The 23683-nt window shown below is 71.9% G+C and carries 24 protein-coding genes; 12 read left to right on the top strand and 12 right to left on the bottom strand.

The genetic code is table 11. The annotated features are described in order from the left end of the window. Nucleotides 1-35: 35 nt before the first annotated feature. Entirely contained in the window at nt 36-2111 is a 2076-nt protein-coding gene (locus tag QT196_RS06675; RefSeq protein WP_290354544.1) for an NPCBM/NEW2 domain-containing protein, read from the bottom strand. A 269-nt stretch (nt 2112-2380) separates the two neighbouring features. Between QT196_RS06675 and QT196_RS06670 the strand changes: the two genes are divergently transcribed. The 4 genes from QT196_RS06670 to QT196_RS06655 all read left to right on the top strand — a co-directional run bounded on the left by QT196_RS06670 (nt 2381) and on the right by QT196_RS06655 (nt 6893). Continuing rightward, nucleotides 2381-3637 (top strand): ABC transporter substrate-binding protein, encoded by a 1257-nt coding sequence (locus QT196_RS06670; RefSeq protein WP_168478069.1) that lies wholly within the window; start codon nt 2381-2383, stop codon nt 3635-3637. 44 nt (nt 3638-3681) lie between these two features. After that, nucleotides 3682-4593 (top strand): sugar ABC transporter permease, encoded by a 912-nt coding sequence (locus QT196_RS06665; RefSeq protein ID WP_168478068.1) that lies wholly within the window; start codon nt 3682-3684, stop codon nt 4591-4593. Further along, a complete protein-coding gene (locus QT196_RS06660; protein ID WP_168478067.1) occupies nt 4590-5507 on the top strand; it encodes a carbohydrate ABC transporter permease in 918 nt (305 codons plus the stop codon). Before QT196_RS06665 ends, QT196_RS06660 begins: the two co-directional genes overlap by 4 nt. Before the next feature lie 351 nt (nt 5508-5858). Next, nucleotides 5859-6893, top strand: a complete 1035-nt coding sequence (locus tag QT196_RS06655) for an NUDIX hydrolase (RefSeq protein WP_290354543.1) — start codon at nt 5859-5861, stop codon at nt 6891-6893. Nucleotides 6894-7410: 517 nt separating this feature from the next. Here QT196_RS06655 and QT196_RS06650 read toward each other — a convergent pair. After that, the gene (locus QT196_RS06650) at nt 7411-8763 is read right to left on the bottom strand and encodes a dipeptidase (RefSeq protein WP_290354542.1); all 1353 of its coding nucleotides are present in this window, start codon (nt 8761-8763) and stop codon (nt 7411-7413) included. 173 nt (nt 8764-8936) lie between these two features. On the opposite strand from QT196_RS06650, the gene QT196_RS06645 reads away from it, so the two are divergent. The 3 genes from QT196_RS06645 (at nt 8937) to QT196_RS06635 (ending at nt 12298) form a co-directional block, all read left to right on the top strand. After that, nucleotides 8937-10142: a geranylgeranyl reductase family protein gene (locus QT196_RS06645; protein ID WP_168478061.1), complete on the top strand. Its 1206-nt coding sequence runs from the start codon at nt 8937-8939 to the stop codon at nt 10140-10142. 201 nt (nt 10143-10343) lie between these two features. Further along, nucleotides 10344-11636 carry a sensor histidine kinase gene (locus QT196_RS06640; protein ID WP_290354541.1) on the top strand — a complete coding sequence of 431 codons (1293 nt, stop codon included), beginning with the start codon at nt 10344-10346 and terminating at the stop codon, nt 11634-11636. Continuing rightward, nucleotides 11633-12298, top strand: coding sequence for a response regulator transcription factor (locus tag QT196_RS06635; protein ID WP_085928579.1), 666 nt, complete (start codon nt 11633-11635; stop codon nt 12296-12298). Before QT196_RS06640 ends, QT196_RS06635 begins: the two co-directional genes overlap by 4 nt. On the opposite strand, the gene QT196_RS06630 is transcribed toward QT196_RS06635, so the two are convergent. From QT196_RS06630 to QT196_RS06620, 3 genes are all read right to left on the bottom strand, one after another. Continuing rightward, nucleotides 12259-12570 carry a DUF6332 family protein gene (locus QT196_RS06630; RefSeq protein ID WP_211117307.1) on the bottom strand — a complete coding sequence of 104 codons (312 nt, stop codon included), beginning with the start codon at nt 12568-12570 and terminating at the stop codon, nt 12259-12261. The two genes, QT196_RS06635 and QT196_RS06630, sit on opposite strands and share 40 nt — an antisense overlap. 63 nt (nt 12571-12633) lie before the next feature. Then, nucleotides 12634-13395 carry a maleylpyruvate isomerase family mycothiol-dependent enzyme gene (locus tag QT196_RS06625; RefSeq protein ID WP_290354540.1) on the bottom strand — a complete coding sequence of 254 codons (762 nt, stop codon included), beginning with the start codon at nt 13393-13395 and terminating at the stop codon, nt 12634-12636. Nucleotides 13396-13502: 107 nt separating this feature from the next. Beyond that, on the bottom strand, nt 13503-14714 hold the full coding sequence (locus tag QT196_RS06620) for an MFS transporter (RefSeq protein ID WP_266736322.1): 1212 nt from the start codon (nt 14712-14714) through the stop codon (nt 13503-13505). Nucleotides 14715-14749: 35 nt separating this feature from the next. Here QT196_RS06620 and QT196_RS06615 point away from each other — a divergent pair, with 35 nt between their 5' ends. The 3 genes from QT196_RS06615 (at nt 14750) to QT196_RS06605 (ending at nt 16823) form a co-directional block, all read left to right on the top strand. Further along, nucleotides 14750-15970, top strand: coding sequence for an ROK family protein (locus QT196_RS06615; RefSeq protein ID WP_290354539.1), 1221 nt, complete (start codon nt 14750-14752; stop codon nt 15968-15970). A gap of 262 nt (nt 15971-16232) precedes the next feature. Continuing rightward, on the top strand, nt 16233-16430 hold the full coding sequence (locus QT196_RS06610) for a LuxR C-terminal-related transcriptional regulator (RefSeq protein ID WP_211117306.1): 198 nt from the start codon (nt 16233-16235) through the stop codon (nt 16428-16430). 9 nt (nt 16431-16439) lie between these two features. After that, on the top strand, nt 16440-16823 hold the full coding sequence (locus QT196_RS06605) for a PPOX class F420-dependent oxidoreductase (RefSeq protein WP_168478056.1): 384 nt from the start codon (nt 16440-16442) through the stop codon (nt 16821-16823). A 34-nt stretch (nt 16824-16857) separates the two neighbouring features. Here QT196_RS06605 and QT196_RS06600 read toward each other — a convergent pair whose 3' ends face one another. From QT196_RS06600 to QT196_RS06590, 3 genes are read right to left on the bottom strand one after another with little or no spacing between them, the layout of a single operon-like run. Then, on the bottom strand, nt 16858-17826 hold the full coding sequence (locus QT196_RS06600; protein ID WP_290354538.1) for a phosphotriesterase: 969 nt from the start codon (nt 17824-17826) through the stop codon (nt 16858-16860). Further along, nucleotides 17823-18407: a DUF4865 family protein gene (locus QT196_RS06595; RefSeq protein WP_168478055.1), complete on the bottom strand. Its 585-nt coding sequence runs from the start codon at nt 18405-18407 to the stop codon at nt 17823-17825. The genes QT196_RS06600 and QT196_RS06595 overlap by 4 nt, the downstream gene beginning before the upstream one ends. Nucleotides 18408-18438: 31 nt before the next feature. Next, nucleotides 18439-19041: a TetR/AcrR family transcriptional regulator gene (locus QT196_RS06590; protein ID WP_168478054.1), complete on the bottom strand. Its 603-nt coding sequence runs from the start codon at nt 19039-19041 to the stop codon at nt 18439-18441. A 268-nt stretch (nt 19042-19309) separates the two neighbouring features. Here QT196_RS06590 and QT196_RS06585 point away from each other — a divergent pair, with 268 nt between their 5' ends. Beyond that, nucleotides 19310-19615 carry an SHOCT domain-containing protein gene (locus QT196_RS06585; protein ID WP_168478053.1) on the top strand — a complete coding sequence of 102 codons (306 nt, stop codon included), beginning with the start codon at nt 19310-19312 and terminating at the stop codon, nt 19613-19615. Nucleotides 19616-19660: 45 nt separating this feature from the next. On the opposite strand, the gene QT196_RS06580 is transcribed toward QT196_RS06585, so the two are convergent. Both QT196_RS06580 and QT196_RS06575 read right to left on the bottom strand, forming a co-directional pair. After that, the gene (locus QT196_RS06580) at nt 19661-20167 is read right to left on the bottom strand and encodes an ATP-binding protein (RefSeq protein WP_168478052.1); all 507 of its coding nucleotides are present in this window, start codon (nt 20165-20167) and stop codon (nt 19661-19663) included. A 175-nt stretch (nt 20168-20342) separates the two neighbouring features. Then, nucleotides 20343-20630 carry a hypothetical protein gene (locus tag QT196_RS06575; RefSeq protein ID WP_085928591.1) on the bottom strand — a complete coding sequence of 96 codons (288 nt, stop codon included), beginning with the start codon at nt 20628-20630 and terminating at the stop codon, nt 20343-20345. Between the two features lie 241 nt (nt 20631-20871). Between QT196_RS06575 and QT196_RS06570 the strand changes: the two genes are divergently transcribed. Continuing rightward, complete coding sequence (locus QT196_RS06570) at nt 20872-22029, top strand: PLP-dependent cysteine synthase family protein (protein ID WP_211117304.1); 1158 nt, start codon at nt 20872-20874, stop codon at nt 22027-22029. A 27-nt stretch (nt 22030-22056) separates the two neighbouring features. Here QT196_RS06570 and QT196_RS06565 read toward each other — a convergent pair whose 3' ends face one another. Beyond that, nucleotides 22057-22530: an SRPBCC family protein gene (locus QT196_RS06565; RefSeq protein WP_290354537.1), complete on the bottom strand. Its 474-nt coding sequence runs from the start codon at nt 22528-22530 to the stop codon at nt 22057-22059. Nucleotides 22531-22593: 63 nt separating this feature from the next. Further along, nucleotides 22594-23439 (bottom strand): DeoR/GlpR family DNA-binding transcription regulator, encoded by an 846-nt coding sequence (locus QT196_RS06560; RefSeq protein WP_042160432.1) that lies wholly within the window; start codon nt 23437-23439, stop codon nt 22594-22596. Between the last annotated feature and the right edge of the window lie 244 nt (nt 23440-23683).

The following is a 23683-nucleotide window of genomic DNA, read 5'->3' as shown; positions in this document are numbered from 1 at the left end:
GCGGACCCAGGGGCCCGCCCGGCAGCACGCGCCGCTCAGCAGCTGAACGTGGCGTCCGCCCAGTCGGCGTGGTCGTAGTCGATACCGTCCCCGCCGTCGGTCACGATCAGCTGGACGGTCTGCGCACCGGCGACCGGGGCGCTGACGGCCCGGGCGGAATCCGCGCCGGTCACCCCGGCGATCCGGGCGACCCGCTTGCCGTCGGCCCAGACCTCGAAGTCCACCGAGCCGCGGTCGCCCGCCTCGTCGTCGATTCCGGCCCGGGCGCTGAACATGGAGCACCGCCCGCCCGTGTAGAAGCTCACCTCGCTGGCGGCGTGCACCCCGAGGCCCTTCGCGAAGCCGGTGCCGCCGATGCTGAGCGGCCGGCCGTCCCCGGCCCCCTCCTCCCCGACACTGGTGTTCTTCTCCACCGGGCCCCAGCCGTTGGTGGCGGTGAGCCAGGGCAGTGCGGCGGCGTCGGCGGTCCCGGCTGGCGGCGGCACCACGACATGGGCCGTGCCGGGCAGGGTGGTGGTGCTCCGCTCGCCGCGCGGTGAGCGGTAGTCGGCGGTGAGCGGCAGGGCGTAGGCGCCGGGCGCGGTGCCGGCCGGTGCGGTGATCCGCCAGCTGGTGCGGAGCGTACGGCCGCCGGGCAGGGCGCGGGCCGACGCGGGCGAGGTGGCCTGGACCCGCCAGCCCCGCGGGGCCTTGAGCGTCACCGTGAGGCGCTTGGCGGGGGTGCCGCCCAGGTTGCGGACGGTGGAGTGGAGTCCGGTGGCGGTGCCGGCCTCGACCAGCGACGTACGGTCGGTGCCGGTCTCGACGGCCGGCGGGTAGGTGGCCCAGCGCGGGTCGGCGGAGACCCGGTAGACGGTGGTGCCGTGCGCCGGGACGGTCGCGGAGACGGTGCCCGTGGTGTGGGTGTCCCGGTGCTGCCACAGGTCGCGCAGCCGGTAGCCGCCGGCCTGCGGCAGGCCGATGTCCTTGGCCGTGGTGGCGATCCGCTGCGGTCGGCCGGTCTCGTTGAACAGCGCCACCGCACGGTCCCCGTTGGCCAGTTGGCGGACCACGGTCCAGCGGCCGTCCTCGGACTTCAGCACGGTGGCCTGCTTGCCCAGGGTGTCCTGGTCGATGGCGATGAGGTCCTTGTTGGCCAGGATCTCGAACGTCTCCGGGGTCGCCTTGCGCAGATCGGACCCGATCAGCAGCGGGGCGGCCATCATCGACCACAGGGAGAAGTGGCTGCGGTACTCGGTGTCCGTCATCCCGCCGTTGCCGACCTCCAGCATGTCCGGGTCGTTCCAGTGCCCGGGCCCGGCGTGCGCGGCGAGCGGCAGATTCTGCTTCGCGATGGCGAGCATGCTCGACCACGAGTCACTGATGTCGCCGGTCGTGCGCCACAGATGCCCTACGTCCGACGCCCACTCCCAGGGCTTGTTCTCGCCCCATTCGCAGATGCTGTAGACGATGGGCCGCCCGGTGGCCTTGAGCGCGTCCCGCATGGTGCGGTACCGCTGCTGTGCGTCCACACCCATGTTGTTGCAGTTGTCGTACTTGAGGTAGTCCACGCCCCAGTCGGCGAACTGCTGGGCGTCGGACTTCTCATGGCCCAGGCCGCCGGGGAATCCGGCCGGGTTGCAGGTTTTGATTCCGGCGCTCGTGTAGATGCCGAATTTCAGGCCCTTGGCGTGAACGTAGTCGGCCACCGCCTTGATGCCGTGCGGGAAGCGCTGCGGATCCGGAACGAGCTTGCCCTGCACGTCGCGGGTGGGCAGCGCCCAGCAGTCGTCGAGATTGACGTACCGGTAGCCGGCGTCCTTGAGGCCCTTGGTGACGAAGAGGTCGGCGATGCCCTTGACCATCTCCTCGTTGAACTCCGCCCGGCAGTGGGTGGAGTTCCAGTTGTTGAAGCCCATCGGGGGCGTTTTGGCGAGCCCGCCGGGGAGCCGGGGGGCCGGAGCGGTCCCGGTGGTAGAGGCGGTACGGGCGGCGCCGGGAGCCGGGGCGTCGGGTGTCCGGGCCGCGGCGGGCAGAGCGGTCACCCCTGCCGTGCACAGCAGCGCGGCGGACAGCGCTCCGACGATTCTTCGGCGTCCTCGCCGGTGGGTGGTGCCGATATGAACGCGCATGCTTCGCGTCCTCCGTCTTCACGAGAGGTGTGGTGGGGGCATGTACCGGTCACTGGCGAGTGTTTACGGTAGGGCTTGTTGGAGTCTGTTGGAAGAGGGGTGGTAGCGGTTCCTGCTTCGCCTGCCAAAACCCTTGACGCGCCGTGCCGTTCAGAGTGAGATCCCACCACTCGCGTTCGTTTCTGTTTGGTTCCACCCCTGAGGAGGGGGACATGGTCCCGTCAACGTTCAGCGGCTCGGCTGCACATGGAGAAGCGGCAGGACGTCCGATGTCCCGCCGGACACTGCTGCGGGGCGCGGCGCTCGGCGCGGGGGCGGTGGCCCTCCCGTCCGTGCTCGCCGCCTGTAGCAGCGGCCCCGACGGCGTCACGATGGGGTCCAACGCCTCGGACCCCGTGCCGAAGAAGGCCTTCGCCGCGGCCTTCACCGCGTACGAGAAGAAGTCCAAGAAGACGGTGCGGGTCAATACCGTCAATCACGAGAACTTCCAGGAGAACATCAACCGCTATCTCCAGGGCACCCCGGACGATGTCTTCATGTGGTTCGCCGGCAACCGTATGCAGTACTTCGCACAGAAGGGACTGCTCTCCGACATCAGCGACCTGTGGCGGGACTTCGACGGATTCTCCGAGGCACTGAAGAAGCAGTCGACGGGCCTGGACGGCAAGCAGTATCTGGTGCCGTACTACTACTATCCCTGGGCCGTCTTCCACCGGAAGAGCGTCTTCCGGGAGCGCGGATACGACATCCCCAAGACCTTTGACCAGTACCGGGCGCTCGCCCGGCAGATGCAGAAGGACGGTCTGGTGCCGTTCGCCTTCGGCGACAAGGACGGCTGGCCGGCGATGGGCACCTTCGACTACCTCAATATGCGCGCCAACGGCTACGACTTCCATATCGCGCTGCTGCGCGGCGAGAAATCCTGGAACAGCCCGCAGGTGAAGCAGGTATTCGACCTCTGGCGCGGCCTGTTGCCCTATCACCAGAAGGGCGCCAACGGCCGTACGTGGCAGGAGGCCGCACAGACCCTCGCGCAGAAGAAGGCCGGTATGACGGTGCTCGGACTGCCGCACCCCGGCCAGCAGTTCAGCGCCGCCGACCGGGAGGACCTGGACTTCTTCCCCTTCCCGGAGATCGACCCGGCCCACGGACAGGACGCGGTCGAGGCGCCGATCGACGGATTTCTGATGTCGAAGAAGGCCAAGGACAGGGACGGGGCGAAAGCGCTGCTGAAGTTCCTCGCCACCCCTCAGGCGGAGGACCTCTACCTCAAGTCCGACCCCAACAACGTCGCGGTCAACAGCGGCGCCGACACCGCCGCCTACACCCCGCTCCAGAAGAAGGCCGTCCAACTGGTCTCGGGCGCCCGGCAGATATCGCAGTTCCTGGACCGCGACACCCGGCCCGATTTCGCCTCGACCGTGATGATTCAGGCGATCCAGCAGTTCCTCAACAAGCCGGATGACATCGACGGACTGGTGAACGACATCGAACGCCAGAAGAAGCAGATCTTCTCCGCGACGTGACGCGCCACCGAACGGCCACCGTGAAAGACGGGGAGCGAACCGCCGTGCCGAACCTCCGCGCACGGCGCGCCCGGCGACCGGGGCCGCGCCGGTACACCCGCCGCGACCGCCTCGTCCTGGGCGTGCTGCTGGGCCTTCCGATCCTGCTCGACCTCGCCCTGATATGGGGCCCGACATTCGCCTCAGTCGGACTGTCCTTCACCACCTGGGACGGTATCGGCGATATCCGGTGGGCCGGCCTCAAGAATTACGACCACCTCTTCACCGGCTACCCGCAGTTCTGGCCGGCGGTCCGCCACAACCTGCTGTGGCTGGCCTTCCTGGGGCTGCTCGCGGCCCCCTTCGGCCTGCTGCTCGCCGTCCTCATCGACCGCGGCGTCCGCTTCAGCCGCTTCTACCAGTCGACGCTCTATATGCCGGTGGTGCTCTCGCTCGCCGTCGTCGGCTTTATCGCCCAGCTGATCCTCTCCCGGGACCAGGGCGCACTGAACGCGGTCCTCGGCAGCAAAAATCCCACCGACTGGCTGGGAAATCCCGGACTCAATATCTGGATGGTGCTGCTGGCCGCCTGCTGGCGGCACACCGGCTATGTCATGATCCTCTATCTCGCCGGACTGAAATCCGTCGACCCCGGCCTCAAAGAGGCCGCCGCCCTCGACGGCGCCAGCACACGCCAGACATTCTTCCGGGTCGTCCTTCCCACCCTGCGCCCGGTGAACGTCATTGTCGGCGTCATCACCGTCATCGAATCGCTGCGCGCCTTCGACATCGTCTACGCCGTCAACAAGGGCCGCAACGGCCTGGAACTGCTGTCCGTGCTCGTCACCGACAACATCATCGGCGAGGCGAGCCGCATCGGATTCGGCTCGGCGCTCGCCGTCGTCCTGCTGCTGGTCTCCCTGGGATTCATCGTGACCTATCTCGTCCAGGAACTCCGAGGGGAGCGCCGCCGATGACCGCCTCTGCCACCACCGCGCCGCCCACCCCGCGCCCGGCACCCGCGGCCCCGGCACCGGCGCGCCGCCGCGGCCGATTCGGCGTCCACCTCTTCCTGGGCGCCGTCTCCCTCGCCTTTCTCGCCCCCCTTCTGCTGGCCGTATACGCCTCCCTGCGCCCCTACGAAGAAACCGCGCGATACGGCTACTTCTCCTTCCCCCGCCGCCTCTCCTTCGATTACTACCGGCAGGCCTTCGTCGACTCCGGGATGAGCAAATACTTTCTGAACTCGCTGCTCATCGCCGTCCCCGGGGTGCTGCTCACGCTCTTCCTGGCCTCGTTCGTGGCCTTCGCCGTGTCCCGGCTGCGGATGCGCGGCGGCATCCTCCTCCTGATGGTCTTCACCGCCGGGAACCTGCTGCCCCAACAGGTGATCGTCACCCCGCTCTATGTCCTCTTCAACAAGATTCCGCTGCCCTACTGGATGTCCGACTCCCTCACGATGTACGACTCCCTCTGGGCCGTCATCGCCGTCCAGACCGCTTTCCAACTCGGCTTCTGCGTCTTCGTCCTGGCCAATTTCATGCGCACCCTTCCCCAGGAAATCCTGGAGGCCGCAATCGTCGACGGAGCCGGCGTCTGGACACAATTCTGGCGGGTCACCCTTCCCCTGTGCCGCCCCGCGCTCGCCGCCCTCGGCACCCTGCAATTCACCTGGATGTACAACGATTTCCTCTGGGGCCTGGTCTTCCTCTCCGACGGCGACAAACTCCCGGTCACCTCGGCCCTCAACAACCTGCGCGGCGAATTCTTCACGGACTACAACCTGCTGGCCGCCGGCTCCGTCCTCGTCGCCCTGCCCACGGTCCTGGTCTTCCTGCTCCTCCAGCGGCATTTCATCGCCGGTCTGACCCTCGGCGCGAGCAAGGGGTAGGCGGGAGCCGTACGGATCCGGCCGCCGGGCCCCACGATGGGCCGCCGTCATATGCGGCGCCCCGCGGCCCGGCGGCGGTTCGAAAACCCGTTATCGGGTGGGGGTTTCGGTACAGGAGGGGCGGGGGAGCGCTTGTTAGCCGGGGGCTTCGCGGCGGCGGATACGGTGACCGGCATCCGCCGCACGCGGCATTTCTCGATCGGCACGTCCACGGGTGAGCGACGTCCCCTGGCCGGGCCGATAGTCGAATGTGCAACGTTCCCGGTCGTGCGCGCGGCCCCTGGTTCCAGAGCGTTTCCGTGGCAGGGTGTTGCGGGCAACTCACCTGGGGTCTAGGGAAGAGGGGAAACCGTGATCGTCTGGCTGAACGGCACGTTCGGTGCGGGCAAGACCACTACGGCTCAAGAATTGCTCGACCTGCTTCCCGGAAGCACGCTCTACGACCCCGAACTCCTGGGCAGCGGACTGCGGTTGATGCTGCCGGCCAAGCGGTTCGAGGAGATCGACGACTATCAGGACCTGCCGGCCTGGCGACGCATGGTCGTGGACACCGCCGCCGCCCTGCTCACCGAAGTACCCGGCCCGCTGGTCACGCCGATGACGCTGCTGCGCCAGGAGTACCGCGACGAGATCTTCGGCGCCCTCGCCGCCCGCCGGATACCCGTACGGCACGTCCTGCTGCACGCCGAGGAAACGATCCTGCGGGCGCGGATAACCGCCCGCGAAGACAGCGCGGACACCCCCGAAGCCCAGGCGTCGATCCGCCGGTGGAGCCAGGAACACCTCGCGCCGTACGCCGACGCCCTGCCCTGGCTGCGCGGCGACGCCCACGTCGTCGACACCACCCGGCTCACGCCCCGGCAGGCCGCCGAACAGGTCGCCGACGCCGTCCGCACCGGCGCCGGCACCTGCGACATCGTGCAGACCCCCGAACCGACCGCCGAAACCCTCGCCGCCGGCGTCCTCCTCTTCGACGACCAGGACCGGGTCCTGCTCGTCGACCCCACCTACAAGGCCGGCTGGGAATTCCCCGGCGGCGTCGTGGAACGCGGCGAGGCACCCGCCCAGGCCGGCGTACGCGAGGTAGCCGAAGAACTCGGCATCGAACTCCCCCGCGCCCTCCGCCTGCTGGTACTCGACTGGGAAGCCCCCCACCCACCCGCCTTCGGCGGCCTCCGCCTCCTCTACGACGGCGGCACCCTCTCCCACGACCGCATCAGCAAACTCCAGCTCCCCGGCGCGGAATTGCGCGACTGGCGCTTCGTGACGGAATCCGAGGCCGAAACGATGCTCCCACCGGTGCGGTGGAACCGCCTCCGCTGGGCCCTTCGGGCCCGGGAGCGGGGGTGCCCGCTTTATTTGGAGGCCGGGGCCCCACTGGGGTGACCTCCCACGTTTTTGGCTGGCCCCGCCGTTCCGCTGCGCTTTGCCCTGGCCGACGTTTTCGGCTTGCTCGCCGTTGCGCCTGCGGCGGGCGTTGCCGCTGCGCGGGGCTGTTGGGGTGCGGTGACGGGTCGGAGCGGGTGGGGTTTCCGGACTGCTTCGCTTTACGTCCGGAAACCCCCACCCGCGCAGGCCCGTCACCTCCCGTTGAGGGGTGGGAAAGACGGTTGGTGGGGGTTCACCTAGGTGGTCCGGTGCGGCTCGCGGGGCGCAGTGAATCTGGTTACGGCGGCACGCCCCCACCTACCTGTACTCACTCCCCCAACGGGAGGGGACGGGCCTCCGGGGTCGGTGTGTGGGACGTAAAGCGAAGCAGTCCCACACACCGACCCCGGAGGTCCGTCCCCGCACCCACAGCCCCGCGCAGCGGACCAGGCCCGCCGCAGGCGCAACGGCGAGCAAGCCGAACATCGACCGAGGCAAAGCGCAGCGGAACGGCGGGAAAGCCGAAAACGTGGGATCAGCCCGCGTAACGCCGCAAGAAGAGCGCCTCCGCGAGGGACAGGCGTTCCAGTTCCTGGGGGGAGACGCTTTCGTTGACCGCGTGGATTTGGGCCTCCGGCTCGCTGAGGCCGATGAGGAGGATTTCGGCGGCGGGGTAGAGCGCGGCCAGGGTGTTGCACAGGGGGATGGAGCCGCCCATGCCGGAGGTCTGCATTTCCGCGCCGTCGTAGGCCTCTTGGAGGGCCTCGGCCATCGAGGTGTAGGCGGGGCTGGTGGTGTCGGCGCGGAAGGCCTGGCCCTGGCCGACCTGTTCGACTGCGACCCGGGCTCCCCAGGGGGCGGCGGTCTCCAGGTGGGCGGCCAGCAGCTTGGTCGCCTCGGCCGCGTCGGTGCCCGGCGGGACCCGCAGGCTGATCAGTGCCCGGGCGCCTGCCTGTACGGACGGGGTGGCGCCGACCACCGGGGGGCAGTCGATGCCGAGTACGGTGATGGCCGGGCGGGCCCAGATGCGGTCCGCGATCGTGCCGTCGCCGAGCAGCCCGACGCCGTCCAGGACCTTGGCGTCCTTGCGGAAGTCCTCCTCCGCGTACTGGAGGCCGTCCCAGGTGGCGTCCGCGGCCAGGCCGGTCACCGTCGTCGAACCGTCCTCGGCGCGCAGCGAGTCCAGGATGCGGATGAGCGCGGCCAGCGCGTCGGGGGCCGCGCCGCCGAACTGGCCGGAGTGCAGATTGCCCTCCAGAGTGTCGACCTGGACGCGGACCAGGGTCATGCCGCGCAGGGTCGCGGTCACGGTCGGCAGCCCGACCCGGAAGTTGCCGGTGTCGCCGATGACGATGGCGTCGGCGGTGAGCAGGTCAGGGTGTGCCTCGGCGTACCGCTCCAGGCCGCCGGTGCCCTGTTCCTCCGAACCCTCCACGATCACCTTGACGTTGACCGGGACGCCGCCGTGCTCCTTGAGCGCGCGCAGCGCCGTCAGATGCATGATCAGGCCGCCCTTGCAGTCCGCGGCGCCGCGGCCGTACCAGCGGCCGTCGCGCTCGGTCAGCTCGAAGGGCGGGGAGACCCAGGCGGTCTCGTCCAGCGGCGGCTGCACGTCGTAGTGGGCGTACAGCAGGACCGTGGGAGCGCCGGCCGGGCCGGGGAGGAAGCCGTAGACGGACTGGGTGCCGTCCGGGGTGTCCAGCAGCGCCACGTCCTGGAAGCCGTCGGCCCGCAGCGTGTCGGTGATCCAGTTGGCGGCCGCCTCGCACTCGCTCTTGGGGAACTGGGCGGGATCCGCGACCGACTTGAAGGCCACCAGCTCGGCCAGCTCGGTCCTGGCGCGGGGCTGGAGTGCGGCGACGGTACGTGCGAGCGGGCTTTGCGGCATGGAACGCTCCTGGTGGGCGCGACGTTGTGCGTACAGGCCGTCCGGCCTCGTGAGCCGGACGGGCCGGACGTACGGGCATCAGTCACCTGATCTTCCCACAGGCCTCTTGCGCAACAGCGGCCCGTAGGATGCGGGTACACGCAGCCAGGCATCGAACGGGAGCAGAAGTACAGGTGAGCAGCGAGCGGGCAGCGGAGGACAATCAGCAGGTGTGGGACGTCGTGGTGGTGGGCGCGGGGCCCGCGGGCGCCTCGGCCGCGCATGCCGCGGCTTGTACGGGACGCCGCGTCCTGCTCCTGGAGAAAGCGGAACTCCCGCGCTACAAGACCTGCGGCGGCGGCATCATCGGACCCTCCCGGGACTCCCTCCCGCCGGGCTTCGATCTGCCGCTGCGCGACCGGGTGCATGCGGTGACGTTCTCGCTGAACGGCCGGCTGGCCCGCACCCGCCGCTCCAAGAACATGCTGTTCGGGCTGATCAACCGCCCCGAGTTCGACGCCCGGCTGGTCGAGTCGGCCAAGGACGCCGGCGCGACGGTCCGTACGGGCATCACGGTCTCCCGGGTGGAGCAGCACGGTGCCGAGGTGCCCGACCGGCGGACCGTCGCGGTGGTGCTCGGCGACGGTGAGGTGGTGCTGGCCCGTTCGGTGATCGGCGCGGACGGCAGCGCGGGCCGTATAGGAGCGCATGTCGGGGTCAAGCTCGACCAGGTCGATCTGGGGCTGGAGGCGGAGATCCCGGTGCCGCCGCCGGTCGCCGAGGACTGGGCGGGGCGGGTGCTCATCGACTGGGGGCCGATTCCCGGCAGCTACGGCTGGGTCTTCCCCAAGGGCGACACCCTCACCGTCGGGGTCATCTCCGCGCGCGGCGAGGGCGCGGCGACCAAGCGCTATCTGGAGGACTTCATCGGGCGGCTGGGTCTGGCCGGTTTCGAGCCGAGCATCTCGTCCGGGCATCTGACGCGCTGCCGCGCCGATGATTCCCCGCTGTCCCGCGGCCGGGTGCTGGTGTGCGGTGACGCGGCCGGGCTGCTGGAGCCGTGGACGCGGGAGGGCATCTCGTTCGCGCTGCGGTCCGGGCGGCTCGCGGGGGAGTGGGCGGTGCGCGTAGCCGAGGCGCATGACGCGGTGGACGCCCGTCGCCAGGCCCTGAATTACGCCTTCGCCATCAAGGCGGGCCTCGGGGTCGAGATGGGCGTGGGCCGCCAGATGCTCAAGGTCTTCTCGCGCCGCCCCGGTCTGCTGCACGCCGCGGTCACGGGCTTCCGCCCGGCCTGGCAGGCCTTCGCGAAGATCACCCGGGGGACGACGACGCTGGCCGAGATCGTGCGCACGCATTCGGTGGCACGGCGGGCGCTGGAGGCGATGGACCGCGGTTGAGGCGGGTCTCGGGGGCGGTCCGGTGCCAGTCGGGACTTTGCGGACGTGCCCCAGGGCCCGGCTGTTCGGTCGTGGCACGCGGGGCCGCGGGGCGCCCGGTCCAGGGTCTCGCCGTGGGCTGTCCCGTACTCCCGGAGGAGTACGTCCGGTCACCGCGCCGGGCTGACGCCACCGGGCCCCGTCGCGGACTAGCGTGACGGCATGGAGAACGCACGGCCGCCGTGGGCGCGGCGCTCCGTCGGCCCGGCGTGGGAACGGTGGCTGGCCAACCCGCCCGGGGAACCGCGCGGGCGGTCCGGCACCCGGCTGCCCTGGCTGTCGACCCTCGTCGTGACGCTGGTGGTGACGGTCGGCTCCGGCTTCGCCGGCCACGATCAGCCGGACCGCGTCCCGCTGGACTCCCTCGGGCGTGCGCTGCTGGTCCTCGGCGGCGCCCTGCTGCTGTTCCGGCACCGCTTCCCGCGGACCGTCGCCCTCGGCACCGCCACCGCCGTCGCCGCCTACCTGGCGGCCGGCTTCCCGTACGGACCGGTCTTCCTCCTCCTCGCCCTCGGCGCCTTCGCGGCGGTCGTCGCGGGACACCGCAAGGTCGCCTGGTGGGCGCTGGGCGGGGTGTGGGCCTCTCATGTCCTGATCGCCCACTGGCTCTACCGGTGGCTGCCGCCGCCGCATGACGGGCCCGCGCCCTGGGGCGAGGAGCTGCTGGTCACGGCCTGGGCGGTGGCCGTGGTGGCACTCTCCGAGCTGGTGCGGGTGCGCCGGGAGCAGCTGGCGAAGGCCCGGGCCGAGCGGGCCGCCGCGGAACGCCGCAGGGCGGACGAGGAGCGGCTGCGGATCGCCCGCGAACTGCATGACGTGCTGGCCCACAGCATCTCCGTCATCAACGTCCAGGCGGGCGTGGGGCTGGCGCTGCTCGACAGCGACCCGGAGCAGGCGCGGAGTGCGCTGACCACCATCAAGGACGCGAGCAAGGAAGCGCTCGGCGAGGTGCGTCAGGTCCTCGACACCCTGCGGACGCCGGGCGACGCGCCGCGCTCCCCGGCCCCCGGGCTGGACCGGCTGCCCGAACTCACCGAGCAGGCCAGGAGCGCCGGGCTCACCGTGGACGTCGTCACCGAGGGCACTCCGGCCACGCTGCCGCCCGGGACCGACCTCGCCGCGTTCCGCATCGTCCAGGAGGCGCTCACCAACATCGTCCGCCACTCCGGCTCCCGTACGGCCAGGGTGCTGCTCCGCCACACCCCTGGTGCGCTGGAGATCCGGGTCGACGACGACGGCCCGGCGACCGCCGGTGCGGGCGAGCCGGGGGGCGGCAACGGCCTGATCGGGATGCGGGAGCGGGCCGCCGCGCTGGACGGCACCATCGAGGCGGGGCCGCGCCCGGACGGCGGCTTCCGGGTCCGGGCCCGTATCCCGCTGACCCGTACGGGGGCCCCGGACCCGGGTCCGGGCGCGGATACGGTGACCCCCACCGCCCCCGAGGAGGAGTCGTGATCCGGGTACTGCTCGCCGACGATCAGCTGCTGGTGCGGGCCGGCTTCAAGGCGCTGCTGGACGCCCAGCCCGATATCGAGGTGGTCGCCGAGGCCGCGGACGGGCAGCAGGCGCTGGCCGCTGTCCGCGAACACCGCCCGGACATCGTCCTGATGGACATCCGGATGCCGGTGGTGGACGGGCTGGTCGCCACCCGCCGGATCACCGAGGACCCGCGGCTGCGGGAGGTGAAGGTCGTCATGCTGACCACCTTCGAGCTGGACGAGTACGTCTTCGAGGCGATCCGCTCCGGAGCCTCCGGCTTTCTGGTCAAGGACACCGAACCGGAGGAGCTGCTACGGGCCGTGCGCGCGGTCGTCGCCGGTGACGCCCTGCTCTCGCCCGGCGTCACCCGCCGCCTCATCGCCGAGTTCGCGGCCCGCTCCAAGGAACCGGCCGCGGCCGGTGCGCTGTCCGCACTGACCGAGCGGGAGCGCGAGGTGATGGCACTGGTCGGCATCGGCCTGTCCAACGAGGAGATCGCCCGCCGGCTGGTCGTCAGCCCGCTCACCGCCAAGACACATGTCAGCCGCACGATGGTCAAACTGGGCGCCCGCGACCGCGCCCAACTGGTCGTGCTGGCCTATGAGTCGGGGCTGGTGCGGCCCGGGTGGCTGGGGTGAAACCAGATGACGTCCCCGGGGGACGGACCGCGGCCCGGCCGACCGGGCAGACGCCGTAGCACCCGCACCACCCGGACACAGCACAGCGCTCCGCCGAGGACACCGCTCACCGTGAGCCACGGCCCGCGCCATGCGCCCGGCACCGGGCCCCACACCGCCGCACCGGCCAGCACCGCGAAACCGGAGGCGCCCAGGAAAGCGCCGCTGACCAGGGCAAACATGATCTCGACAGTGATCGCGTCGCGTTCGGCCTGCGTACGGCTGGGTGACATACCGTCAGTCTTCCAGCGCCGCCTCCTCCGGTCCATCGCAGGCCGGAGCGCTTCCGCGATCCGTCAGACGCCGCCCCGCTCCTGCCACAGCCGGGACAGGGTCTCGTCGCCGGTGACGGCCAGCGCGTCCCACGGGAGACGGTTCCACAGTGCGAGATACAGCTCCTCGGCCGGGCCCTCGATCGTGCAGTCGGCCGGCTTTCCGGCGTCCGGAGCGTCGGCGTCGGGGGCGGTGCGCACCGTCCGCGGCGGGGCGTCGGAGAGGTGCACGGTCCAGTCGGCGCCGGGGGAGTTCACGGCCCGCAGCCGCAGCGTACGGGGCGTGTCCGTACGGACCCGGCTGCGGTCGCGGGCGTGAAAGCCCGTCAGGAGTTCATCGATGCCGTCGGCGGCGAAGGCGGACGGGAGGGGGGTGAGGGAGGCGCCGATCGCCTGCTGGGCGTCCGCGCGGTGCACCGAGGTCTCGTGCGCCTGCCGACGGGCCCAGAACGCCAGGGGGGACGGGGCGGGCAGAAACGTCCAGGCGGACAGGTCCTGCGGCGCGGAGTGCAGCGCCAGGACGAGCTGGTGGTGGCCCTCGCGCAACCAGGGCACGAGTTCGTCGTCGGCCAGATCCGGGGCCTCGGGGGGACGGCTGGGCTGCTGCACGCCCTGTGTCACGAACTCCGTCGCCCAGCGGTGCACCTGTCCGACATGGGTGACCAGATCCCGCATCTGCCAGTCGGGACAGGCGGGAATCCGGGCATCCGGCCCCGCCTCCTGCGCGGCATCGGCGAGCAGGCCGCCGTCCAGTCGCAGCGTTTCGACGAACTCAGTGATCTCCATACCCACGAGTCTGCCAGCAGGCACTGACAGCGAACCCGCGCGGGTCCGGACGCTGACGGCGCAGCGGGAGGCGGGCCGGGGGCGGCGTCCGAGGTCGCCCCGGTGCGTCACGTTCGCCCGGTGTGTGCCCCGCGGGTGGCGTAGGCGATACCCGCCGCGAGCGCCGCGAGCAGGGCGACCGTGGTCAGCGCGGCGGGCAGCCCGACCGCCTCGGCGAGGAAGCCGATGGCGGGCGGGCCGAGCAGCATGCCGCCGTAGCCGATCGTGGAGGCCACGGCGACGCCGTCCGGACCGGCGGCCTCACCGGCCCGTGCCAGGGCGATGGGGAAGATGTTGGCGAGGCCCAGGCCCGCGACGGCGAAGCCCGCACAGGCCCACCAGGCCGTGGGCGCGAGCGCGCCGAGCAGCATCCCCGCGGTCGCCGTCGTGCCGCCCGCGATCAGTGCCCGGGCCGCGCCGAAGCGCTGCACGACCGCCGTTCCGGACAGCCGCCCCACGGTCATCGCCAGCGCGAACACCGCGTATCCGGCGGCGGCCGTACCGGGCCCGGCGTCCAGGTCCTGGGAGAGGTGCAGCGCGCCCCAGTCGGCCATCGCCCCCTCGCCGTACGCGGTGCACAGGGCGATCAGTCCGAACACGAGCACCAGACGGCGCGCCCGGCCCGCCCGCCCGTTCTCCGGCTGGCGGTCCTCCGGCGCGGGCAGCTGCTCGGGAACCTCCGGCACCGGGTTACGGCACAGCGCGCGCCCCGCGACGACGGTCACCAGCAGCCCGAGCACGGCGAGCACCAGCAGATGGACGGTGGCGGACAGCCCGCCCGCGAGCAGTCCGCCGAGGCCCGCGCCGAGCATGCCGCCCAGGCTGAAGGCGGCGTGGAAGCCCGGCATCACGGGGCGCCGCAGGGCGCCGATGAGCGCGACCGCGGCGCTGTTCATCGCGACGTTGAGCGCGCCGTACGCGGCGCCGAAGACCAGCAGGACGAGTCCCAGCGCGGTCGCGGAGCGGGTGAGCGGCGGCAGCACGATGCTCAGCGAGAGGGCGGCCGCGGCGGCGACCGTCACCAGGGGGCTGCCGAAGCGCCGGCACAGTCGTCCGGCGATCATCATGAAGGCGACCGCACCGGCCGACACGCCGAGCAGGGCGAGCCCGAGGCTGCCCGCTCCGGCGCCGGTCTGGGCCTTGATCGCGGGGATCCGGACGACCCATCCGGCGAAGAGGAAGCCGTCCATGGCGAAGAATGCGGTGAGCGCGATACGGGAGCGGGTCAGGCGCGGCTCGGTGAGGACGGAGCCCTGGTTCCCCGTGAGGGCCCTCCGCATTTTGTTTAGCGTCGGCACAAAGTCAGAATAGGGGTGTGACCCAGACTCGGACAACCAGGCTGGAGCGGGGCCGCGGCGCCCTCGGACCCGCACTGGAGCTCGTACACACCGGCCGCGCGCCCACCCGCGCCGTGCTGACCTCCGAACTCGGCGTGACCCGCGCGACCGCGGGAGCGGTGGCCGCCGAGCTCGAAGCGCTCGGACTGATCACCGTCGACTCCCGGCCGACCGCCTCGGCCGGCTCCCAAGGGCGGCCCTCCCACCGGCTGTTCGTCGCCGAGCGCGGACCGGTCGTGCTCGCCGCGCAGATCCACGCTGACGGGTTCCGGGTCGCACTGGTCGGCCTCGGCGGCCGCATCGTGGCGACCTCGACCGGCTGCGGCGCCATCCCCGCCGACCCCGCGCATGTGCTCGCCGACGTCGTCGCGGCCGGCGCCGACCTGCTGCGCGAGACCGGACGGCGCTGCCTCGGCGCCGGTCTCGCGGTGCCCTCCGCGGTCGCCGAACCGGACGGCGAGGCCCTCAACCCGCTGCACCTCGCCTGGCCCCGGGGTGCCCCCGTACGCGCCCTCTTCCTGCGCTCGCTCGCCGAGGCCGGCATCCCGGGCGTCACCGAGGAGATCGGTTTCAGCGGCAACGATGTCAACCTCATGGCGCTCGCCGAACACCGGCACGGGGCCGGCCGGGGCGCCCGTGACCTGCTCTGTGTGGCCTCCGGGCACCGGGGCGTCGGCGGTGCGCTGGTGCTCGACGGCCGTCTGCACAGCGGCAGTTCGGGCCTGGCGCTGGAGGTCGGCCATCTGACCGTCCACCCCGAGGGGGCGCCCTGCCACTGCGGCAGCCGCGGCTGCCTCGACGTCGAGGCGGACCCGCTCGCCTTCCTCGGCGCCGCCGGCCGCGCACCGGGCCCCGAGGGCTCCCTGCTCCAGCAGTCCGCCGATCTGCTGCGGGACGAGTACGCCGATCCGGGCGTGCGCGCCGCGGCCGACCTCCTCATCGACCGCCTCGGACTGGGTCTCGCCGGCCTCGTCAACATTCTCAACCCCGACCGCATCGTCCTCGGCGGACTGCATCGCGCCCTGCTGGAGGCCGACCCGGAACGGCTGCGCGCGGTGGTCGCCGACCGCAGCCTCTGGGGCCGCAGCGGCGGCGTGCCGATCCTGCCGTGCAGCCTCGACCACAACAGCCTGGTCGGCGCGGCCGAACTGGCCTGGCAGCCGGTGCTGGACGATCCGTTGGTCGTTGTCGACCGGTAAGGGGCGGGCGGAGTCCGGGGCGGTCCTCGGCACGGGGTGGCGTATCCGTCAGCAGGCGGAGGGGGCGGCCGCCGCGCCCGGCCGCCCTGGCTCGAGGGCGGGACGCGGCGCGTCGATTTCTTCCGGTCCGCGGCTGTTGTCGGCGCACATCCTCGGGTGCCCGCCGCCGGCGAACGCTGCATTTACGGCCACCCGCGGCAGCCGGCCGCAACGAGCCCAGGCCGGCGCCGGCTGGGAATCCCTGACGGCAACCCAGCTCACGGTGGCCTCGTACGTCGCCCAGGGCCTGTCGAACCCGGAGATCGCGGCACGGATGTTCGTCTCCCGCCGCACCACACAGACCCATGTCTCGCACATCCTCGCCCGGCTGGGACTCTCCTCCCGCGTCGAGCTCGCCGCCGCCCACGCCCGGCGGCAGGGCCGGGAACCGGGGCGCGGCGGAACGCGGCGGAGTCCGTAGGCTGCGGCCATGATTCCCGAAGCGGTCGCGCGCAGTCCGTACGTCAGCCTGGTCACCTTCCGCCGGAACGGGACACCGGTGGCCACCCCCGTATGGGCGGTGGCCGAAGGGGCGGAACTCCTGGTGTGGACGCGGGACGACAGCTGGAAGGTGAAGCGGCTGCGGCATGACCCGCGGGTGACCGTCACCCCGTGCGATGTGCGCGGCCGCATCGCCGAGGGCGCCCGGACCGTCGAGGGCACCGGCCGGCTCCTGGAGGGCGCCGCCGGGCTGGGCCGGGTGCGCAAGGAGATGGCGCGCAAATACGGGCTGCGGTTCCGGCTGATGGACGTCGTCGGCGCGCTGGTACGCGGCGGCAAGCGGCCACATGTGGGGATCTCGGTCACCTTGTAGTGGCCGGGCCTGCTGCCCGAGCGACCGGCCCCGTTCACCTGCTGTGGTGCGGCGCCCGTGGCCAGTCGGCGGCGAAGGCGCGCGCCGGATTGGCCGTCAGGAACCGGGTCACCAGGTCCGCGCCCAGGGTGCGGACCAGCCGCTCCCGGTGACGGCGCAGCAGATACGGCATCCCCGGGCCGCCGTTGACCGATCTGGCCCCGGCCGTGGTGGTGTCGCCGCCCAGCAGGATCCGGTCGGCGAAGCCCGCGTCGGCGAGCGCGGCCAGCGCCTCGGGCAGCCGCCAGTCGGTCGCGTGATGAGCCCGCGAGGGGCCGTCGAAGGCCAGATACGCCCCGGCCCCGGCGGCCGCCCGGTGCACGACGAGGTCCGGCGAACGGTTGAGATGCCCGAGGATCACCCGGTCCGGCGGGACCGTCAACGTGCCGCAGAGCAGGTCGAGTACGTCCAGCGCCCCGGTGCCCAGCTCCAGGTGGACGCCGATGGCGGCGCCGGTCGCCCGCTGCGCCTCGGCGGCGGCCGTCATGGTGTGCCGGGCGTGCCGGTCCAGCCCGTGGAAGCCACCGGCGACCTTGATCATCCCGGCCCGGGGCCCGGTCCCGCCGATCCCCTCGGTCAGCTCGCCGACGAACAGCCCGGCCAGATCCGCACCCACCCGCGCCAGCAGCTCGGGGGAGTAGTGCGCCGCCTGGTGCAGCCCGGTGGCGGCGACGATCCGTACGCCCGACTCCCGTGCCAGCCGCGGCAGTTCGGCGGCGCGGCGGCCCATGCCGTACGGCGTCCACTGGATCACCGCCGCGCCCCCGGCCGCGCGAAAGGTGCTCAGCTCGGCGGCCGCCGCCTCGGTGTCGTCCAACTCCTGCCCCGGGAGTTGGGGGCTGCGCAGGAAGAGATGGTCGTGGGCGTCGCAGATGCCGAGGTCGGCGGGCGCGATATCGCCGAGGACCGTACGGATGGCGGGGGAGACGGGGTCCACGGGCTCGTCCGCGGGGGCCTGGTTCACCACTGTCGCCCCTCGCCCAGCGCCCCGGTGCCCGGGGCGGACAGATGCAGCACCTGGTAGCAATCACCCGCGGACCGCGGGGCGTTGTCCGCCCAGAGGGTGAAGTGGACCAGTTCCCAGCGCCGCGGGTCGAGGGCCAGCGCGGTGGTGTGCACCCCCTCCGTCGTGGCCAACTCCTCGTGTCCGGCGATCGCCTGCGCGATGACGGTGGCGGGGTCGGCGTCCTCGGCGAGCGTCACGGTCCGCCGGGTGAAGGCGCGGGGGAGCGTACCGGTGGCCGGGCCCGGGCGGTGGAACAGCCCCTGCCAGTGCTGGACGGCCGGCCGTCCGAAGTCGCGGACCAGACCGCGGAATCCGTCCCCTAGGAGGAAGCGGTTCATGGCCTCCGGGTCGGCCCAGAGGTAGAACGGTGCGTACTGGTTGACCTGCGCGTTGTCGACCCCGCGCTCCCGGATCCCGTACGCCTTCAGACCGAGCCCGGCGAAGTCGTCCAGGAGGTGGCCCCTGGTCCGGACGCGGTCCCGGATGATCTGCATGTCGTAGTCGGCGGGCAGGGTGATCGCGTACTGCATGGCGTGCATGACGGCTCCGTACGGATGCGGGGGAGGGGGCTCAGCCGGTGGTACGGGTGCCGCGCGTGCACTGGGCGGCGAGCAGCGCCAGCACGCCCTGCACGGCGGCGTCGAAAGGGGTCGGGTCATCGGCCGCGCGGGCCAGGACATAGCCGCCCTGGACGACGGCCGCGACGGCCGCGGCACCGGCCGCCGGGTCCAGTTCGGCGGACAGCTCCCCACGGCGCTGTCCTTCGGCGAGCACCTCGGCGATCCGGCCCCGGAGCCAGCCGAACAGCTCGTCCAGCGGCTGCCGCAGCTCCGCACTGCGCACCACATCGCGGTCCTGCGTCATCCGGCCGATCGGGCAGCCGCGCAGCACCCGCCGCTCACGCAGCAGATACGCCGCGATGCGGTCATACGCCGAACCGGGGCCGCCCAAGCACGATTCGGCGCCCTGCTTCAGCTCCTCCGCGGTACGCCGGATCGCCGCCAGGGCGAGCTCGGACTTGCCAGAGAAGTGGTGGTACATGCTGCCCTGGCCGACGCCCGCGCGCTCCAGGATCGCCTTGGGGCTGGTGCCGACGTAACCCCGCTCCCACAGCAGCTCCTGGGTGCTCCGGACGAGTCGCTCCTGTGCGCCGAGCGGTTCCTGAGTGCTCATGCAGCGCACTGTACATACTAGTAGTTACAGTGATCAAGGAAGGGTGGTCGGTGAGGGGTGGGCCGGGGGCGCCCGGGGGTCGTCCGGGCGGCGGGGAGCAGTCGTCGTCGCCCCGCGTACTTCCCGCGTCGTACGGACGGAGCCGCTGGCTGTACGACGACCTGCGGCCCCCGAGGGGCGAGGCTCGAAGGAGACCGGAAGCACCCGGTCCGGCCGGGACCGAAAGCCCCGGCCGACGACTTCCCCACCCAGCTAGGAGCTGATCGCGATGTTCGAACTCGCCGACCCCTGGTCCGGCGGCGGCCCCGGCCCCTGGATCCTGTTCGCCCCCTTCGTCTGGGTGCTGGTCATCGCCGGTGTGGTGACACTGCTGCGCCGCACCGTATGGCGCCGCGGCGGGCCCGGACGGCAGTTCCGCGGCCCGCAGTACCCCGCGCGCGCCGACACGCCCTCGCCCGTGACCGTCCTCGGCCGGCGCTTCGCCGCGGGCGAGATCGACGAGGAGGAGTACTGGCGCCGGCTCTCCGTCCTGGAGGAACACTTCGCCATGGGCCCCAAGGAGGGCGCGGCGTGACCGACGAGGCGGGGCGGGCCACGCGGCGCTGACCGGGCCCGTCCGTCAGCCGACCCTGGTGCCCCGTATGCGGGTATGCGAGCCGGCCACCGTACGGGCGTCCTCCAGCGGCACGGACTCCCCGTACCCGCAGACCGTACGGGCCTCTTCGGGCGGCGTGGCCAGGGCCGGAAGGGTGAACCACACGACCTTGCCGCTGCCGTCCGGGCGCACCCCCCAGCTCTCGCTGAGCGCCGCGATCAGCGCCAGCCCGCGGCCGCAGGTCTCCCAGCTCTCGGCGACCCGGATCCGGGGCAGCCGGGGGTCCTCGTCGTGCACCGACACGGTCAACTGATCAAGAAGCACGCACAGTTCCACGGTGCAGTGCTTGCTGGGGCGGGCGTGCCGGTGCACATTGGCGAGGAGTTCGGTCACCCCGAGGGCCGCAGGGTCTATCAGGGCGTCGAGACGCCAGTACCGCAGCTGGGCGGAGACGATTCTGCGCACATGTCCGATGCGAGCCGGAACGGCTTGGAGCTCCACCGTGCAGTGCCTGCTGGGCTGCCTGATCACGACCGCGACTCCCTGATGAGGCCGGGCGCCCCTCATACCGGGCAGGGGCGAAGATCGGATCCAGCGATGCCGACTGCGCCACAGCGTCACCGCTGGTGAACCCTCAGTGATACGAGTCCAGGGTCAGGCAGCCGCAGCGCTCCCGCAACCGCACCTCCTCGGCCGGAGCAGGCCGTCAGCGGTGCGGCGGGCGCGCCGCCTCCAGGGCCTTGAGGAAGAGTTCCGGGGCGCCGAGCGTGAGCGAATAGCGGTGCCCGTTGAGCGTGGCAAGCGCCCGGTCCCGCGCCGCGAACAGCGGCTTATGGGCCTGTACGGCCTGCAGCGGGGCGCTGTCGATCTCGGTCCCGTAGCTGGTCAGCAGCGCCAGCCTGCCATCGCTGATGACGACCTGGCCGGCGCGGGTCAGGGACCGCAGCCACCGCTCGATCCGTACGCCGGTCGCGTTGAACTCAGGCTCCGCCATGCCGGCACCTCCTCGGTAGACGGGCAGCTGCCCTCCACCGCCCCTTGGGGGAAGTCTGCCGGTACCGCGCCCGGCGCACCAGTGCCACCGGCGCGCGGTGCGCACAACAGCCCTTCCCCCTGGCCTCCTTGGGGTATCTCAAAGTGATGTTTATGCAGGTGAGAAGGGTGCGGCGGGTGGTTATAGTCGGAAGCGGCCCGCCGTTTTCCACGGGCCTTCGCAACCCCCGGAGGAGCGCGCCGTGAGCACCGCACAGCAGCCGCAGAGCCGGCCTGACCACGAGGCCGCGGCCGAAGCCCCGATACCGACCGTCGACGTCGACCGCACGGATCAGGACTACCGAAGCTGGCTCAAAGAGGCCGTGCGCAAGGTCCAGGCGGACGCCAACCGCACCGCCGACACCCACCTGCTGCGCTTCCCGCTGCCCGAGCGGTGGGGCATCGACCTCTACCTCAAGGACGAGTCGACGCACCCCACCGGCAGCCTCAAGCACCGGCTGGCCCGCTCGCTGTTCCTCTACGGGCTGTGCAACGGCTGGATCCGCCCCGGAAAGCCCGTCATCGAGGCATCCAGCGGCTCCACGGCCGTCTCCGAGGCCTACTTCGCCTCCCTCATCGGGGTGCCGTTCATCGCGGTGATGCCGGCCACCACCAGCCCGGAGAAGACCCGGCTGATCGAGTTCCACGGCGGCACCTGCCATCTGGTGCAGGACCCGCGGACCGTCTACGAGGTCTCCGCCCGGCTCGCCGCCGAATCCGGCGGCCACTACATGGACCAGTTCACCTACGCGGAACGGGCCACCGACTGGCGCGGCAACAACAACATCGCCGAGTCGATCTACCAGCAGCTGCGGCTGGAGCGCTATCCCGAGCCCGCCTGGATCGTGGCCACCGCGGGCACCGGCGGCACCTCCGCGACCATCGCCCGCTATGTCCACTACATGCAGTACGACACCCGCATCTGCGTCCCCGACCCGGAGAACTCCTGCTTCTTCGACGGCTGGCGCACCGGCGACGCGATGACGGACTGTGCCACCGCCTCCCGTATCGAGGGCATCGGGCGGCCCCGGATGGAGCCGAGCTTCGTGCCCGGCGCCATCGACCGGATGATGAAGGTCCCGGACGCGGCCAGCATCGCGGCCGTACGCGCCCTGGAGACCGCGATAGGGCGCAAGGCGGGCGGCTCCACCGGCACCGGGCTCTGGAGCGCCCTGAAGATCGTCGCCGAGATGGTCGCCGACGGCCGTAAGGGATCCGTCGTCACCCTGCTGTGCGACCCCGGCGACCGCTACCTCGACAAGTACTACTCCGACGCCTGGCTGGACGCCCAGGGCCTGGACATCACGCCCTACGCGCGCACCCTCGACGAGTTCCTGGTCACCGGCTCCTGGCCGGCCTGAGCCGCCGGGCGGGGTGCGGCGCCAGGCTCAGGACCGGGTGAGCCTGCGGTCCAGGGCCCGCACCGACTGCCGGAAGGCGTGGCCCAGACCGGGCCGGGCCAGCGTCAGCAGTGAGCGGAACGGCGCCGGGCCGTCCGCCGCGAACGTCCACCGCAGCCGGGTGCCATCGCCCGCCGGCGTCAGCCGCCAGTCCTCCAACAGGGCCCGCAGGCCGGGGGCGTTGGTGGTGTCGACGCGGTAGGCGTAGTGGGCGTCGGGCTCGGCCGCCAGGACCGTCTCGGTGAAGCGGGTGCCACCGGTCAGCCGCACCTCGCGCCCCGCGCCGCCCTGCGTCGCCGCCGCACGCGCCACGCCCGTGAACCAGCGCGACCAGCCGGCCACATCATCCGCCAGCGCCGCATACACCGCCTTCGGCGGCGCGCTGATCTCGGCGGCGAACACCAGCCGCAATGGGGCGGACTCGACGAAGTCGAGCTCTACGGGGCGGAGTCGGCGTGCCATGGGACGAGCACCCCCTACGGGACGGTCGGCGAGCCTTCGCGGCTCACCATAGCTGGCGACCCGTCAGATGTCTGCGTCGTCCGGCTGCTCGCCCGCCACCACCAGCTCCGGCGGCAGCTCCGCGAACTCCGCACGCGTCTGCGCGGGAATCCCGGCATCCGTCACCAGCACATCCACCTCATCCAGCGTGGCGAACGAACTCAGGCCGACCGTGCCCCACTTGGTGTGGTCGGCGACCACCACCACCCGCCGCGCGGACCGCACGAAATGCCGGTTGGTCTCCGCCTCCGCCAGATTCGGCGTCGACAGACCCGCCTCGACCGATATGCCGTGCACCCCGAGGAAGAGCACATCGAAATGCAGCGACCGGATCGCGGCGTCCGCCACCGGGCCCACCAAAGTGTCCGACGGCGTACGCACCCCGCCCGTCAACACCACCGTCGCGGCCCCCGCGCGCGGTCCCGTGCCGCCGCTGGCCGCCGCCCGCTGCGCGGTGTAGAACACATCGGCCACCCGCACCGAATTCGTCACCACCGTCAGATCCGGCACCTCCAGCAGCTGCTGGGCCAGCGCGAACGCGGTCGTACCGCCCGCCAGCGCGATCGCGCTGCCCGGCGCCGCCATCTCGGCCGCCGCCTTGGCGATGTCCTCCTTGGCGCTCAGCTCCAGCCCCGACTTCGCCTCGAAACCGGGCTCATGCGCACTCGGCTCGCTGACCGGCACGGCGCCGCCGTGCACCTTCTCCACCATGCCCTGGCGGGCCAGCGCATCCAGATCGCGACGGACCGTCATGTCCGACACGTTCAGCTTGCGGGTCAGCTCATTGACCCGCACCCCGCCCCGTCGTCTGACCTCGTCGAGAATCAGGGCACGCCGCTGCTCCGCAAGGAGATTCTGGTTGTCGCTCACCCCGGCCCGTCCCTTCCGCCCCGGCTCACTGTGTCGGGTCGTACGCGCTGGCTCACCGCCTGCGATCACTGATGCCCTCATCCTCGCACGAGGCGCTGACAGTGACGGGGTGGTCGGGGGAGAGGGGGAGGGGTTGGTGGGGTTTCGGGGCTGGACGTGGCCGGCGCGGGCTTGTCGCCGCTGGAGGGCCCCGCCGGTTGGCCCCCCTGGTTTGCCCCGGCGGTTGCTCCCCCGCCCCCTCCCC

The sequence above is a fragment of the Streptomyces sp. P9-2B-2 genome, assembly GCF_030406865.1.
Lineage (GTDB): Bacteria > Actinomycetota > Actinomycetes > Streptomycetales > Streptomycetaceae > Streptomyces > Streptomyces platensis.
Note: the sequence above shows the minus strand (reverse complement) of the source record. Positions and strands in the feature narration are given on the sequence as shown.